Raw genomic sequence first — 14147 nt, 5'->3', positions numbered from 1 at the left:
CGAGCGCCGGGCACGGACCTGCCCCGGCGCCTCCGCGCTGCGGGAGGGACCGGGGCCTGCCGGGGCCGGCGACGGATCAGATCGAGTACTCGGGGGCCGCCCACACGACGACCTCGGGGTGCTCGTAGAAGCGGTAGCCCTGCCCGCGGACGGTGCGCACCGTGTTCGCGAGCCGGCCGAGCTTGGAGCGCAGGCGCCGGATGTGCACGTCGATGGTCCGCTCGTTGGGCACCTCCTCGGAGTCGCGCCACAGGCTGTGCAGGAGCTCGTGGCGCCCGACGGTCCGGCTGCCGTTCTCCACGAGGTAGTTCAGCAGCTCGAACTCCTTGAAGGTGAGGTTCAGGAGTCCGCCGTCGAGGAACACCTCCCGGCGGGAGAGGTCGATGAGCACCCCGGTGGACTGGCTCGTCTTCGTCTCGGGCGCCGGCGCGGGCGCGGCGGGCGCCGCGGGCCGCACGGCCCCCGAGGTGGGGTCCCCCAGGGCGTTGCGGACGACCTCGAGGTCGGTGCCGGCGGTGTCGGCGGGGGCCAGGGCCACCGCCGCGTAGGAGTCGGCCTGCGGGACCAGCTGCTGGGCGTAGGCCCGGATGCTCTGGACCATCTTGACCAGCGACGTGCCGCTGGCCGCCGCGGTCTCCTCGTTGAGACCCACGTAGATCACGAAGCCGCGCGCCTCGTTCTCCTGGGCCTGTGGACGCGGCGCCGTGTCCCGCTGCAGGCGGGTGGGGAGCGGCGCCTCCCCCGGGGCGGCCGGCATGGGGCCGAGCGTGTTCCGGAGGCTGCGGTAGTCCGCGGGGGCGGTCTGCCCCCGCTCGGGGGCCGCGGCCGGACCGCGGACAGCACGAGCTTCGCTCGCGCGGTTGCGCTGGGAGATGTGCACGTATCCCGGTGTGCCTGGCATCTGGTGCCCCTCGTCTTTCCGTCGTGCGGCGGACGAGGTTCCGTCCGCCTGAGTCGAACCGCCCCTCGGAACGGCCTCACCACTGCCGGCGTCCGGATCCCCGCACTCCGTGGTGGTTCCGGGGAGGGTCCCCGCGAAGCTGAAAAATCCCTGACAGTGGCGTTGCTCTCATCGTCCACCAGCCTCACCGATCCCGCAAGAAACATTCACGACGCTTTCTCACGATGTGAGATTAGAACGACTGCTGTCCAGTTTCTCCGCCAAAATGAACCCCCTTCAGCCGGCCGCAGCGGCGGCGGTCAGCGCATCTCCCCCGGGATATCAGAGATCTGGGCCGATCCGTTCCGCACTCCGCACGGGTGGCAGGTTGCGCGGCACTTGTCAAGACGCCTCCGGTCGCCGATCTCCTGTCTCACGATGTGGACGGAAGTCGCGGGAGTGAAAAAGGCCCGCCGACGCGGCCGGCGGGCCTTTTCTCGCACCTGGTCCGCGGATTCTCGCGGACGGCGGTCAGTCGACCACGCCGTAGAGCCGGTCCCCGGCGTCCCCGAGGCCCGGGACGATGTAGGCGTTCTCGTCGAGCCGTTCGTCCCTCGCGGCCAGGACGATGTTGACCTCCGAGTCCCCCAGTTCCTCCTCGAGGGCGGCCAGGCCCTCGGGGGCGGCCAGGAGGCACACGCACGTGATCTGCTCGGCCCCGCGGCGGTAGAGGAACTTGATCGCCTCCCGCAGGGTCCCGCCCGTGGCCAGCATCGGGTCCAGGACGAAGACCTGGCGCCCGGTGAGGTCGTCGGGCAGCCGCTCGGCGTAGGTGATGATGTCCAGGGTGTCCTCGTTGCGGGCCATGCCCAGGAAGCCCACCTCGGCCGTGGGGACCAGCCGGGTCATGCCCTCGAGCATGCCCAGGCCGGCGCGGAGGATCGGCACGACCAGCGGCCGGGGCTTCGACAGCCCCACGCCCGTGGTGCGCGTGACCGGCGTGTCGATCTCCACCGGTTCCACCCGGACCCCCCGGGTGGCCTCGTACGCGAGCAGCGTCACCAGCTCCTCCACGAGCAGGCGGAACACCGGGGACGTGGTGTTCTTGTCCCGGAGCACGGTCAGTTTGTGTGCCACCAGAGGGTGGTCGAGAACGGTCACTCGCATGGACCAAAATTACCACCGGGCCACCGGGGCGCCCCGCCCCCTCGCCGGGCCCGCCCCCGCCAGGGGGATCCGCCCAGGAGGAGACCCGCATGGCACTGCCCCCGCGCACCCGATCCGAGGCCCGGGCGGAGGCCTGGATGCGGCTGGCCCTCGCCGAGGCCCGGGCCGCGCTCGGGACGGGGGACGTGCCGATCGGCGCCGTCGTCGTCGGCCCGGACGGAACGGTGGTGGGGCGGGGCCGCAACCGCCGGGAGGCCGACGGCGACCCCACGGCCCACGCCGAGATCCTGGCCCTGCGCGAGGCCGCCCGCACTCTGGGCTCGTGGCGGCTGGACGGCTGCACGCTCGTGGTGACCCTCGAGCCCTGCGCCATGTGCGCGGGCGGGATCGTCCTGGCGCGGGTGCCCCGGGTGGTGCTGGGCGCGTGGGACGACAAGGCCGGGGCGGCCGGCTCCGTCCTCGACGTGCTCCGGGAGCGGCGGCTCAACCACTGGGTGGAGGTGACCGGCGGCGTCCTGCAGGACGAGTGCTCCCGGCTGCTCCTCGACTTCTTCGCGGGGCACCGGCGCGGCGGCGGCGCCGGGCCGGCCGCCCCCGGCCCCGCCGGCTCCGCGGGTTTTGGCGGTTGAGCACGCCAGCCGGTACAGTACTACGAGCTGGTGACGTGTCCGAGCGGCCGAAGGTGCATCACTCGAAATGATGTTTGGTGTAAGAGCCAACGAGGGTTCAAATCCCTCCGTCACCGCCAGTCGGGAAGGCCCCGGGTCCTGAGGGACCCGGGGCCTTCCGCGTGCCCGCCCACGCCGCCCGCGGGCCCCGGGATCCTCGTGCGCCCGCGGGAGCACGCGACGGCCCGGACCCGGACCCGCAGGCCGGGAGCGGATACCGTGGTGGCGATCAGCACGCCCGCCGAGCGGCGGGCCCGGACGGAAGAGGCGGAGCATGACGACGTCGGCACAGGCAGTCGGACACCTGGGAACGGACGGGGAGGAGTACCCGGACGCGTACTTCGTGCGGCTGGACGGCACCCGGTTCCGCTCGACGCTGCACTCGCAGGGCGCGTGGAACGAGGCCGAGCAGCACATGGGCGCCGCCTCGGGGCTGCTCGCCCACGCCGTGGAGGCCGACCACCCCCGCCAGGACCTGCTGCCCGTGCGCTTCTCCTACGACATCCTCGGCTTCATCCCCGGCGGCGAGGTCGAGGTGACCACGCGGGTGGTCCGCCCGGGCCGGACCATCGAGCTGGTCGAGGCCACGATGAGCCACGGCGGCCGCTCCTGCATCCGGCTGAGCGTGTGGCGGCTGCTCCGGGGCGAGACCGCGGGCTCCGCCGGCACGCACCGGGAGGCCCTGCCGCCGGTGACCGACGCCCTGCCCACCACGATGACCGGGCGGTGGCCGGGCGGGTACATCGCGTCCCTCGAGGGCCGCACCGTGCGCGAGCACCGGCCCGGCCGGGCCGCCATGTGGCTGCGCGCGCCGCACGCCGTCGTCGCCGGGGAGGAGTCCTCCACCACGGCACGGTTCCTGGCGGCCGTGGACGCCGCCAACGGCATCGCCGTGCGGGTGGGCCCCGACGAGATGGCCTTCCCCAACGTGGACCTGAGCGTGCACCTGGTCCGGGAACCGGTCTCCCCGTGGGTGGGCCTCGACACGCACGTCACCTTCGGGGCGACCGGCGTGGGCCTCACCGAGTCCGCACTGCACGACGAGGCCGGCTACCTCGGCCAGGTGGCCCAGTCCCTGACGATCCGGCCGCTGCCGGTCTCCGGCTGAGCCGCCCCGGCCCCGGCGGGCACCGGCCCCGGGGCGTCCGGGGCGTCCGGGGCGTCCGCCGTGCGACCGTACAATGGGGCGGGATTCCCGACGTCGAGACCAGGGGCGAGCGCGCCCCGAGGAGGCCATCGAAGTGAGCAGCATCAACATCACCGTGATCGATCGCGAGGGCAACCGCACCGAGGGTGTCGAGTGGAAGGACTACGAGAGCCTCATGGAGGCCCTCACCCGCCACAAGTACCCGATCCTGGCCACCTGCGGCGGCAACGCGTCCTGCTCCACGTGTCACTCCTACCTCGACCAGGGCTCCTTCTCGAAGGCCAACGAGATCAACGACGAGGAGGAGGACCTCCTCGACATGCTCGACGACACCCGGCACGACACCTCGCGGCTCAGCTGCCAGGTCGAGTGGTCGGAGGAGCTCGACGGCGCCGAGGTCACCATCGCCCCCGAGTGGTGAGCCGCCCGTCCCCGCGGGGACGACCCCGCCAGCTCTGACCAGATCCCGGACGGACCGCCGCCGGCGCGGCGCAGGAAGTGGACCATGACCGACATCCGGAACGACCTCACGACCCGCGCCGCCTACGTCTCGGACGCGTCGATCTACCGCCGGCTGCCCGAGGCGGTGGCCGAGCCGCGCAGCGTCGAGGAGGTCCGCGAACTGCTGGCCCTGGCGAGGGAGCGGGGCTGGCCGGTGGTCTCCCGCGGCGGGGGCACCTCCGTGGCGGGCAACGCGATCGGCGAGGGACTGGTCGTCGACACGTCCCGGCACTTCAACCGGATCCTGTCGATCGACCCCGAGGCGCTGACCGCCACCATCGAGCCCGGCGTGATCTGCGACCAGCTGCGCACCGCGGCGTCCGAGTTCGGCCTCACCTACGGCCCCGACCCCTCGACGCACTCGCGGGCCACGATCGGCGGGATGGTCGCCAACAACGCGTGCGGCTCCCACTCCGTGGCGTGGGGCACCTCGGCGGACAACCTGGTCTCCCTGAAGGTCATGCTCGCCGACGGCCGGGTGGTCGAGCTGCGCGAGGGCGGCACCTCCGAGCCGGGGATCGACCGGGCCCTGACCGGGATCCGCGACCGGCACCTGGCGATGCTGCGCACCGAGCTCGGCCAGTTCCCCCGCCAGGTCTCCGGCTACGGGCTGCACTACCTGCTCGGCGAGAAGGGCTTCGACGCCGCCAAGGCCTTCGCCGGCACGGAGGGCACGTGCGGGATCATCACCGAGCTCACGGTCCGCCTGGTCCGCAAGCCCGCCCACACGGCCCTGGCCGTGCTGGGCTTCGAGGACGCGTTCGAGGCCGCCACGGCGGCGCCGAGGCTGCGGGTGCCCGGCGTCTACACGATCGAGGGCATGGGCTCGGACCTGCTCGACGCCCTGCGCACCCGGCAGGGCCAGGAGCGCGCCGGCTCGGAGCTGCCCCGCGGCGGCGGCTGGCTCTACTGCGAGGTCGGCGCGGACACCCTCGAGGAGGCCGAGGCGGCCGCCCGCACGCTGCCGGGGCTCGTCCCGGAGAACGTCGTGGACTCCGTGATCGTCTCCGACGCGGGGCAGGCGCGGGCCCTGTGGCGGATCCGCGAGGCCGGCGCGGGCATCGTGACCCGCCTGCCCGAGGGCGGGGAGGCCTGGCCCGGCTGGGAGGACTCCGCGGTCCCGCCGGCGCGCCTGGGCGAGTACCTGCGCGACCTCTACGACCTCCTGCACGAGCTGGGCCTCACCGGCATCCCCTTCGGGCACTTCGGGGAGGGCTGCGTGCACATCCGCATCTCCTTCGAGTTCTCCGACGACGCCGGGGTGGCGGCCTACCGGACGTTCATCGAGCGCGCCGCGGAGCTGGTGCACCGCTACGGCGGCTCGGTCTCCGGCGAGCACGGCGACGGCCGGGCCCGCTCCGAGCTGCTGGCCACGATCTACTCCCCCGAGGCGCTGTCCTCCTTCGCGGAGTTCAAGGCCGTCTTCGACCCGGACGGCGTCTTCAACCCGGGCGTGCTGGTGGATCCCGAGCCCATCGACCGGGGCATCCGGCCCGGGCCCGGCGCCCGGACGTTCGACCTGACGCCGGTGCACGCGTTCTCCGGTGACGGCGGCTCGTTCTCCAGCGCGGTGAACCGGTGCGTGGGCGTGGGCGCGTGCCGCTCCGACGTCGGGGCCATGTGCCCGTCCTTCCAGGCGACCCGGGACGAGGTGCACTCGACCCGCGGCCGCGCCCGGTCCCTCGCCGAGATGCTGCGCGGGGAGTCCATCACGGACGGCTGGAAGTCGAAGGAGACCCTCGAGGCGCTCGACCTGTGCCTGTCCTGCAAGGCCTGCGCCTCGGAGTGCCCGGTCAACGTGGACATGGCGACCTACAAGGCCGAGTTCCTGCACCACCACTACCGGCACGGGCTGCTCTCGTTCCTGGGCCGGGGCCGGCGGCCGATGGCCCACTTCACGATGGGCTGGATGCCGTGGTTGATGCGGATCGCCGAGAAGGTGCCCTTCTCCTTCCGGGCGATCAACCTGCTCGAGTCCAGCCGTGCCGTCGAGGAGCTGACCAAGCGGCTCGGCGGGATCGAGCCGAGGCGGCGGATGATCTCCTTCGCCGAGCAGCCGCTCACCCGCTGGTTCCGCCGCCGGTCCGCCGCCCACCGCCCCGGTGACGACACCGACGGCCGGCCCACCGTGGTGCTGTGGCCCGACACGTTCACGAACTTCTCCGCCGACGCCCCCGGGCGGGCCGCCGTGGAGGTGCTCGAGGCCATGGGCTACCGGGTGCTGATGCCCATGGGCAACGTCTGCTGCGGGCTGACCTGGCACTCCACCGGGCAGCTGGACATGACGCAGAAGGTGCTGCGCGAGACCCTCGACGTGATGGAGCCGCTGCTGGAGGCCGGCTACCCGGTCATCGGGCTCGAGCCCTCGTGCACGGTCATGCTCCAGGAGGAGATCACGGAGCTGCTCCCCGGCGACCCCCGGGCCCGGCGCGTGGCCGAGCTGACGACGACGATCGGCGCGTTCGCGGCCCGCCACCTGGCCGAGGGCGGCGCGTGGCCGTTCCGGCAGCTGGCCACCGAGGCGGGTCCCGCCGGCGCCGTGTGCCAGGTCCACTGCCACCAGCAGTCGATGAGCGGCTACGGCCCGGAGCTCGAGGTGCTCGCGAAGCTGGGCGTGGACACCGCCGTGGTGGGCGGCGGGTGCTGCGGGCTCGCGGGCAACTGGGGGTTCGAGCCCGGACACTACGAGGTCTCGCAGACCCTCGGCGAACGCGAGCTGTTCCCCGCGATCCGGGCCGCCGCGGACGGGACGATCGTGCTCGCCGACGGCTTCTCGTGCCGCACCCAGATCGCCCAGGGCACCGGCGCCGACGGCGTCCACCTCGCCGAGGTGATGCGCGCGGCGCTGCCCCCGGTGGAGCCCGGCGAGCGGTAGCGCGCACCGCCGCCGGCGCCGGTGGCCGGCGGCGCCGCCTCGGGCCGCCGTGTCGGTGGCCCCGCCTAGAATGAGGGGCCCGGGCGGGACCGCTTCCCGGGGCGTGGCACGCCACGACGTCCGCACGAGGAGGATATCCCCCCATGTCTTCGCTCTTCCCCGCTCCCCGCCCCGTCCTGGGCGCTCTCGCCCTCGTCTCCGCCCTGGCCCTGACCGCCTGCGCGAGCGGGGCACCGGACCGGGCCGGTGCCGCCGGGAGCGGGGCGGGCCCCTCCGCGGCGGCGCCGTCCGGGACCGTCCCGGCGACCGGGGCGGAGGACAGCTCGGCGGACGCCACGGAGGACGCCGCGCAGCCGGCAGGGGAACGCGCGGGCGAGCCGGCCGAGCAGGACGGCGAGCAGCCCGGTGACCGCTCCACCGCCGGACCGGCGGAGGCCCCGGCCGCCGGCGATCCGGCCCCGGGCGCTGCCGAGGACGGCACGGACGGTGGCGTGACGGCCGGCGCGGAGGACGGCGCGGCCGCCGGCGGCCCGGCTGCCGGCCGCGCGGCGGGCGCGCGCACCGGGGGCGGCGTCCCGCTGTGCACCACGTCCCAGCTCGAGGCCGCGGCCACCCCGGTGGGAGGCGCCGCCGGCTCCGTCCACGTGGACCTCGTCCTCACCAACGCGGGCGCCGGCCCGTGCACGCTGGCCGGCTACGCGGGCGTCTCCTTCGTCGACGCCGCGGGCACGCTGACCGGCTCCCCCGCGGTGCGGGACGCCACCGTTCCCGGCACCGGCCGGGTCCTGGCGCCCGGGGAGTCCGCCGTCGCCGGCCTGCGCGTGGGCCAGGCCGCCAACCACCAGTCCTGCGACGCCCGGTCCGCCACCGGGCTGCGCGTCTACCCGCCCGAGAACACGGAGTCCGTCGTGATCCCCTTCCCCGTGGAAGCCTGCGCCGATGCGCAGATCCACCAGCTCGAGATCCAGGGCTTTGGCGCCTGACCCAGCCCTGAGCCTGTTCACCGAGCACACCCGGGCCTGGTTCTCGGGTGCGTTCGCCGCGCCCACCGCCGCCCAGGAGGGCGCGTGGCGGGCGATCGCCGCCCGGCACCACGCCCTGATCGTGGCGCCCACCGGCTCCGGCAAGACCCTGGCCGCGTTCCTGTGGGCGCTGGACCGGTTCGTGGCCGAGGCCGCCGCGGCTCCCGGCGCCACGGCCCCGGCCGCCCGCGCAACGGCCGAGGGCAGTGCGGCCGGCACCGCGGACCAGCCGTCCGCCGGCACAGCGGGCCGCGCAGCGTACGCTGCGGCGGCCGGCGGCCGGACCCTGCGGGCCAAGGCCCGGTCCGCGAGCGCTGCGGGCGAGCGGCGCGGAACCCGGGTCCTCTACATCTCCCCGCTCAAGGCCCTGGGCGTGGACGTGGAGCGCAACCTGCGGGCCCCGCTGATCGGCATCTCGCAGACGGCGCGGCACGCCGGCGTCGAGCCGCCGGAGATCAGCGTGGGCGTCCGCTCCGGGGACACGCCCCAGGCGATCCGCCGGGCCCTGCTCACGAACCCCCCGGACATCCTCATCACCACCCCCGAGTCGCTGTACCTGATGCTGACCTCCAAGGCGCGCGAGACCCTCACGGACGTGCAGACGGTGATCGTGGACGAGGTGCACGCCGTGGCGGGCACCAAGCGGGGGGCGCACCTGGCGCTCACGCTCGAACGGCTGGACGCCCTCCTGGCGCAGCCGGTGCAGCGCATCGGGCTGTCCGCGACCGTCGAGCCGATCGAGACGGTCGCCCGGTTCCTGGGCGGGCGGGAACCGGTCACCGTCGTCGCGCCCCGGGCGGAGAAGACGTGGGACCTCACGGTCTCGGTGCCCATCCCGGACATGACGGTGCTGGGCGGGCCGAGCGCCTCCCCGTCGCTGGCGGGCTCCGCCTTCGGCGACGACGACCTCGACGCCCTCGCCCCCACGACCACGGCGTCGATCTGGCCCCACGTCGAGGAGCGGGTCGTAGACCTCGTGCTCGAGAACCGGTCGACCATCGTGTTCGCCAACTCCCGCGGCCTGGCCGAGAAGCTCACGGCACGGCTCAACGAGATCTACGCGTTCCGGGTGGCGCACGCGGAGTCGGACGGCGCAGCCCAGGACGGCGGCGCCCGCGGCACCGGCCGGGACGGCGCCGGTCCCCACGACGACGGCGGGGCGCCCGGGCCCCGGCAGGTCGGGGACGTGCTGCGCTACGCCCTGGCCGGGCCGGAGGCGGCCGGCGGGGCGGCGGCCCCCGAACCCGCGGACCTGCGCCGGCAGACCGGCCGCTACGAGGGTGCGGCGCCGGTGCTGGCCCGCGCCCACCACGGATCGGTCTCGAAGGACCAGCGGGCCGTCATCGAGGACGACCTCAAGACGGGGCGGCTGCGCTGCGTGGTGGCCACCTCCTCCCTGGAGCTGGGCATCGACATGGGCGCGGTGGACCTGGTGGTCCAGATCGAGGCCCCGCCCTCGGCGGCCTCGGGCCTGCAGCGCGTGGGCCGCGCCGGGCACCAGGTGGGCGAGGTCTCCCGCGGCTGGTTCTACCCGAAGCACCGCGGGGACCTGCTGGACGCCGCGGTCACCGTGGAGCGGATGCTGCAGGGCCGGATCGAGCCGCTCGCGGTCCCGCTCAACCCCCTGGACGTGCTGGCCCAGCAGACGGTCGCGGCGACCGCGCTGGGGCCGGTCGACGTCGAGGAGTGGTTCGACACCGTCCGCCGGTCCTGCCCGTTCCTGACCCTGCCCCGCTCCGCCTACGACGCCACCCTGGACCTGCTCGCGGGCCGCTATCGGTCCGACGAGTTCGCCGAGCTGCGCCCGCGGATCGTGTGGGACCGGGAGACCGGCACCATCGAGGGCCGGCCGGGGGCGCAGCGCCTGGCCGTGACCTCCGGCGGCACGATCCCGGACCGCGGGCTGTTCGCGGTCTACCTCGTGGGCGAGCAGGACGGGAAGAACTCCAAGCGGGTGGGCGAGCTCGACGAGGAGATGGTCTACGAGTCGCGCGTGGGGGACGTGATCGCCCTGGGCGCCTCCAGCTGGCGGATCGAGGAGATCACCCACGACCGCGTCATCGTCTCCCCCGCCCCGGGCGTGCCGGGCAAGCTGCCGTTCTGGCACGGCGACGGCCCCGGCCGGCCCGTGGAGCTGGGCCGCGCGGTGGGCCGGTTCAACCGTGAGATCGCCGGGGCCGCCGAGCCGGACGCCCGGGCCCGGCTGCGCGCGGCCGGTCTCGACGAGTGGGCGGCCGACAACCTGCTCGCCTACGTGGGCGAGCAGAAGGAGGCCGTGGGACAGGTCCCGTCGGACCGGCTGTTCGTCGTCGAGCGCTTCCACGACGAGCTCGGGGACTGGCGCGTGGTGCTGCACTCGCCGTTCGGGATGCCCGTGCACGCCCCGTGGGCGCTGGCCGTGGGGGCCCGGCTGCACGAGCGGTACGGGCTCGACGGCTCCGCGCAGGCCGCCGACGACGGCATCGTGCTGCGCGTGCCGGCCATGGAGGACGAGCCCCCCGGAGCCGAGCTGTTCCTCTTCGACGCCGACGAGCTCGACCAGATCGTCACCGAGGAGGTGGGCGGCTCGGCGCTGTTCGCGTCCCGGTTCCGGGAGTGCGCCGCCCGGGCCCTGCTGCTGCCCCGGCGCGACCCCGGCCGGCGCTCCCCGCTGTGGCAGCAGCGCCAGCGCTCGGCGCAGCTGCTGGACGTGGCCCGGAAGTACCCACAGTTCCCGATCATCCTGGAGACGATCCGCGAGTGCCTCCAGGACGTCTACGACCTGCCCGCGCTCAAGGAGCTCCACCGGGCGGTCGAGCGGCGCGCGATCCGGGTGGTCGAGACCACCACGGAGCAGCCCTCGCCCTTCGCCCGCACCCTGCTCTTCGGCTACGTGGCCCAGTTCCTCTACGAGGGGGACTCCCCGCTCGCCGAGCGCAAGGCCGCCGTGCTGTCCCTCGACGCCGCCCTGCTCAACGAGCTCCTGGGCCGCGCCGAGCTGCGGGAGCTGCTGGACCCGGACGTCATCGAGCGCACGGAGGCGGAGCTGCAGCGCCTGGCCCCGGACCGCCGGCTGCGCGGGCTCGAGGGCGCGGCGGACCTGCTGCGCCTGCTCGGCCCCCTCACCACCGCCGAGGCCGCCCGCCGGCTCCAGGACCCCGGGGACCCGGAGGCCGCGTGCCCCGAGGACGTCGCCACCGCCTGGCTCGACCAGCTCGTGTCCGCCAACCGTGCGCTGCGGGTGCACCTGCGCGGCGTCGAGCACTGGGCCGCGATCGAGGACGCCTCCCGGCTGCGCGACGCCCTCGGCGTGCCCCTGCCCATGGGGGTGCCGCTGGCCTTCGTGGAACCGGTCGAGGACCCGCTGGCCGACCTCGTCTCCCGCTACGCCCGCACCCACGGGCCCTTCACCGTGGACGAGGCCGCCGCCCGGCTCGGCCTGGGTCCGGCCGTGGTGCGCACCACGCTGGAGCGGCTCGCCGCGGACCGGCGCGTGGTCGAGGGCGAGTTCCGGCCGGTGCGCCCCGACGGCGGCGGGGCCGGCCCGGCGGCCTCCGAGTGGTGCGAGTCCGAGGTGCTGCGCCGGATCCGGCGCCGCTCGCTGGCCGCGCTGCGCCGGGACGTGGAACCCGTCTCCGGGCAGGTCTACGCCCGGTTCCTGCCGGCCTGGCAGCACGTGGGCCGGGGCCACCAGCTGCGCGGTGAGGACGGGGTGCTGACGGTGGTGGACCAGCTCGCGGGCGTCGCCGTCCCCGCCTCGGCCTGGGAGCCGCTGGTGCTCGCGGCCCGGGTGGCCGACTACCGCCCCGAGCTGCTGGACGAGCTGACCGCCACCGGGGAGATCCTGTGGTCCGGGGCCGGCTCCCTGGCGGGCGACGACGGGTGGGTGTCGCTGCACCTGAGCGAGGCCGCCCAGCTCACCCTGCCCCCGGCCGAGACCCTCGCGGTCGCGGCCGGAGCCCTGGACTCCACGCTGGAGCGGCGTGTCCTCGACGTCCTGGCCCCCGGCGGCGCGTGGTTCTTCCCGCAGCTGCTGGGCCTGCTCGACGCCGCCGGGGAGCCCGTTCCCGCCGCCGAGCTGACCACCGCGCTGTGGAACCTCGTCTGGTCCGGGCTGATCACCAACGACACCTTCCTGCCCGTGCGCTCCCTGCTCTCCGGCGGGCAGGCCGCCCACCGGCACCGGGCCCAGGCCCCGCGGGGACGCACCACGTCCCGCCGGGGCGCCGCCCGGCTGCGGCCCGGCGCGGCCTCCCGCGCGGGGATCGGCGGGGCGCTGCGGGCGCCGGCGCGGGCGGCCACCCTGGAGCGCCACGACTCCCCGCTCGTGGCCGGGCGCTGGTCGATGCTGCGCCCCGAGCCCCTCGACCCCACGCTGCGGGCGTCGGCCACCGCGGAGCTGCTCATGGACCGCTACGGCGTGGTGACCAAGGGCCCCGTGGCGGTCGAGGAGCTCCCCGGCGGCTTCGCCACCGTCTACAAGGTGCTCTCCACGCTCGAGGACACGGGCCGGGCCCGCCGCGGCTACTTCATCGAGGGCCTGGGCGCCGCCCAGTTCGCGCAGGCCGCCACGGTGGACCACCTCCGGACGTTCAGCACCGACGACCAGGTCCGCGCCGAGGAGCCCGTGGCGCTGGCGCTGGCCGCGACCGACCCCGCCAACCCCTACGGGGCCGCGCTCGAGTGGCCGGAGCCCGTGTCCGTCCCCGCCCCGGACGGCGGGGGCGCGCCCGCGGGGCGGCACCGGCCCGGACGCAAGGCGGGCGCCGTCGTCGTGCTCGTCGACGGAGCCCTGGTCCTGTACGTGGAGCGCGGCGGGCGGACCGTCCTCGCGTTCACCGACGACGCGGCCGCCCTGGCCGCCGCCGGGCCCGCCGTGGCCGAGACCGTCCGCCGGGGCGCGGTGGACAAGCTGACCGTCGAGAAGGTCAACGGCGCCGGGGTCCTGGGCCACGGCCCCGTCGAGACCTCGGTGCGGGAGTCCCTGCTGGCCGGCGGGTTCTACTCGACGCCGCGCGGACTGAGGATGCGCCGATGAGCGCCGACCGGGACCCCGGGGGCGGCCGTGCCCGAGGGTGACACCGTCCACCGCCAGGCCGCCCTGCTGCGCCGCGCCCTGGCCGGCAAGGTCCTGACCCGCAGCGACCTCCGCTTCCCGTCGATCGCCACCGCGGACCTCTCGGGGCGCACCGTGACCGAGGTGCTGCCGCGGGGCAAGCACCTGCTGGTCCGCACCGACGGCGGCCCCGACGCCCTGCCCCCGCTCACCCTGCACTCCCACCTGCTCATGGAGGGCATGTGGCACGTCTATCCGCCCGGCGCCCGGTGGCGGCGCCCCGGCCACCAGGCCCGGGCGGTGCTCGAGAACGCGGCCGCGCAGGCCGTCGGCTTCGACCTCGGCATGCTGGACCTCGTGGCCACCGCGGACGAGGACGAGCTCGTGGGCCATCTCGGCCCGGACCTGCTCGGTCCGGACTGGGACCGGGCCGAGGCCCTGGCCCGGCTGGCCCTGCACCTGCGGCGGCACGTGGGCGCCGCGCTCATGGACCAGCGCAACCTCGCCGGCATCGGCAACGTCTACCGCAACGAGATCCTGTTCCTGCGGCGGCTGCACCCCTTCACCCCGGTGGCCGCCGTCCCGGACCTCGGTGCGGTCGTGGACCTCGCCCACCGGCTGCTGCACGCCAACCGGGACCGCTCGCAGCGCTCCACGGTGGGCGGTCCCGCCCGCCGGGGCGAGCAGTTCTGGGTCTACGGCCGCGGCCGGCAGCCGTGCCGCCGGTGCGGGGCCCCGATCCGGGAGGCACGGATCGACGACGCCGAGCTCGTGCCCGGCGAGCCCCACCCCGGGCCGCCGCGGGACCGCCCGGTGTGGTTCTGCGAGCGCTGCCAGCCCCTCCCCCGCTGA

9 protein-coding genes and 1 tRNA gene are annotated in these 14147 nt (G+C 75.2%); 8 read left to right on the top strand and 2 right to left on the bottom strand.

What is annotated here, in order from left to right:
• Positions 1 to 76: 76 nt before the first annotated feature.
• Together AVL61_RS08425 and upp are read right to left on the bottom strand one after the other, a co-directional pair.
• Entirely contained in the window at positions 77 to 901 is an 825-nt protein-coding gene (locus tag AVL61_RS08425; RefSeq protein ID WP_058873912.1) for a winged helix-turn-helix domain-containing protein, read from the bottom strand.
• Positions 902 to 1411: 510 nt separating this feature from the next.
• Entirely contained in the window at positions 1412 to 2047 is a 636-nt protein-coding gene (gene upp, locus AVL61_RS08420) for a uracil phosphoribosyltransferase (protein WP_058873911.1), read from the bottom strand.
• A gap of 89 nt (positions 2048 to 2136) precedes the next feature.
• On the opposite strand from upp, the gene tadA reads away from it, so the two are divergent.
• From tadA to AVL61_RS08380, 8 genes are all read left to right on the top strand, one after another.
• A complete protein-coding gene (tadA, locus tag AVL61_RS08415; RefSeq protein WP_058873910.1) occupies positions 2137 to 2676 on the top strand; it encodes a tRNA adenosine(34) deaminase TadA in 540 nt (179 codons plus the stop codon).
• 29 nt (positions 2677 to 2705) lie between these two features.
• Positions 2706 to 2795, top strand: a tRNA-Ser gene (locus AVL61_RS08410).
• Between the two features lie 194 nt (positions 2796 to 2989).
• Positions 2990 to 3823, top strand: a complete 834-nt coding sequence (locus tag AVL61_RS08405) for a thioesterase family protein (protein ID WP_058873909.1) — start codon at positions 2990 to 2992, stop codon at positions 3821 to 3823.
• Positions 3824 to 3956: 133 nt separating this feature from the next.
• Complete coding sequence (locus AVL61_RS08400) at positions 3957 to 4283, top strand: 2Fe-2S iron-sulfur cluster-binding protein (protein ID WP_058873908.1); 327 nt, start codon at positions 3957 to 3959, stop codon at positions 4281 to 4283.
• A gap of 84 nt (positions 4284 to 4367) precedes the next feature.
• The gene (locus tag AVL61_RS08395; protein ID WP_058873907.1) at positions 4368 to 7238 is read left to right on the top strand and encodes an FAD-binding and (Fe-S)-binding domain-containing protein; all 2871 of its coding nucleotides are present in this window, start codon (positions 4368 to 4370) and stop codon (positions 7236 to 7238) included.
• 143 nt (positions 7239 to 7381) lie between these two features.
• Entirely contained in the window at positions 7382 to 8221 is an 840-nt protein-coding gene (locus tag AVL61_RS08390) for a DUF4232 domain-containing protein (protein ID WP_058873906.1), read from the top strand.
• Positions 8178 to 13277 (top strand): Lhr family ATP-dependent helicase, encoded by a 5100-nt coding sequence (locus AVL61_RS08385; protein ID WP_058873905.1) that lies wholly within the window; start codon positions 8178 to 8180, stop codon positions 13275 to 13277. The genes AVL61_RS08390 and AVL61_RS08385 overlap by 44 nt, the downstream gene beginning before the upstream one ends.
• A gap of 27 nt (positions 13278 to 13304) precedes the next feature.
• Positions 13305 to 14147: a DNA-formamidopyrimidine glycosylase family protein gene (locus AVL61_RS08380; protein ID WP_058873904.1), complete on the top strand. Its 843-nt coding sequence runs from the start codon at positions 13305 to 13307 to the stop codon at positions 14145 to 14147.

The sequence above is a fragment of the Kocuria rosea subsp. polaris genome, assembly GCF_001483755.1.
Taxonomy (GTDB): Bacteria; Actinomycetota; Actinomycetes; order Actinomycetales; family Micrococcaceae; genus Kocuria; species Kocuria cellulosilytica.
Note: the sequence above shows the minus strand (reverse complement) of the source record. Positions and strands in the feature narration are given on the sequence as shown.

Excerpts from the sequence above, each read along its gene's own strand:
- upp (WP_058873911.1), bottom strand. The coding sequence starts at position 2,047 with ATGCGAGTGACCGTTCTCGACCACCCTCTGGTGGCACACAAACTGACC.
- AVL61_RS08425 (WP_058873912.1), bottom strand. The coding sequence starts at position 901 with ATGCCAGGCACACCGGGATACGTGCACATCTCCCAGCGCAACCGCGCG.
- AVL61_RS08385 (WP_058873905.1), top strand. The coding sequence starts at position 8,178 with ATGCGCAGATCCACCAGCTCGAGATCCAGGGCTTTGGCGCCTGACCCA.
- AVL61_RS08390 (WP_058873906.1), top strand. The coding sequence starts at position 7,382 with ATGTCTTCGCTCTTCCCCGCTCCCCGCCCCGTCCTGGGCGCTCTCGCC.
- AVL61_RS08405 (WP_058873909.1), top strand. The coding sequence starts at position 2,990 with ATGACGACGTCGGCACAGGCAGTCGGACACCTGGGAACGGACGGGGAG.
- AVL61_RS08395 (WP_058873907.1), top strand. The coding sequence starts at position 4,368 with ATGACCGACATCCGGAACGACCTCACGACCCGCGCCGCCTACGTCTCG.
- tadA (WP_058873910.1), top strand. The coding sequence starts at position 2,137 with ATGGCACTGCCCCCGCGCACCCGATCCGAGGCCCGGGCGGAGGCCTGG.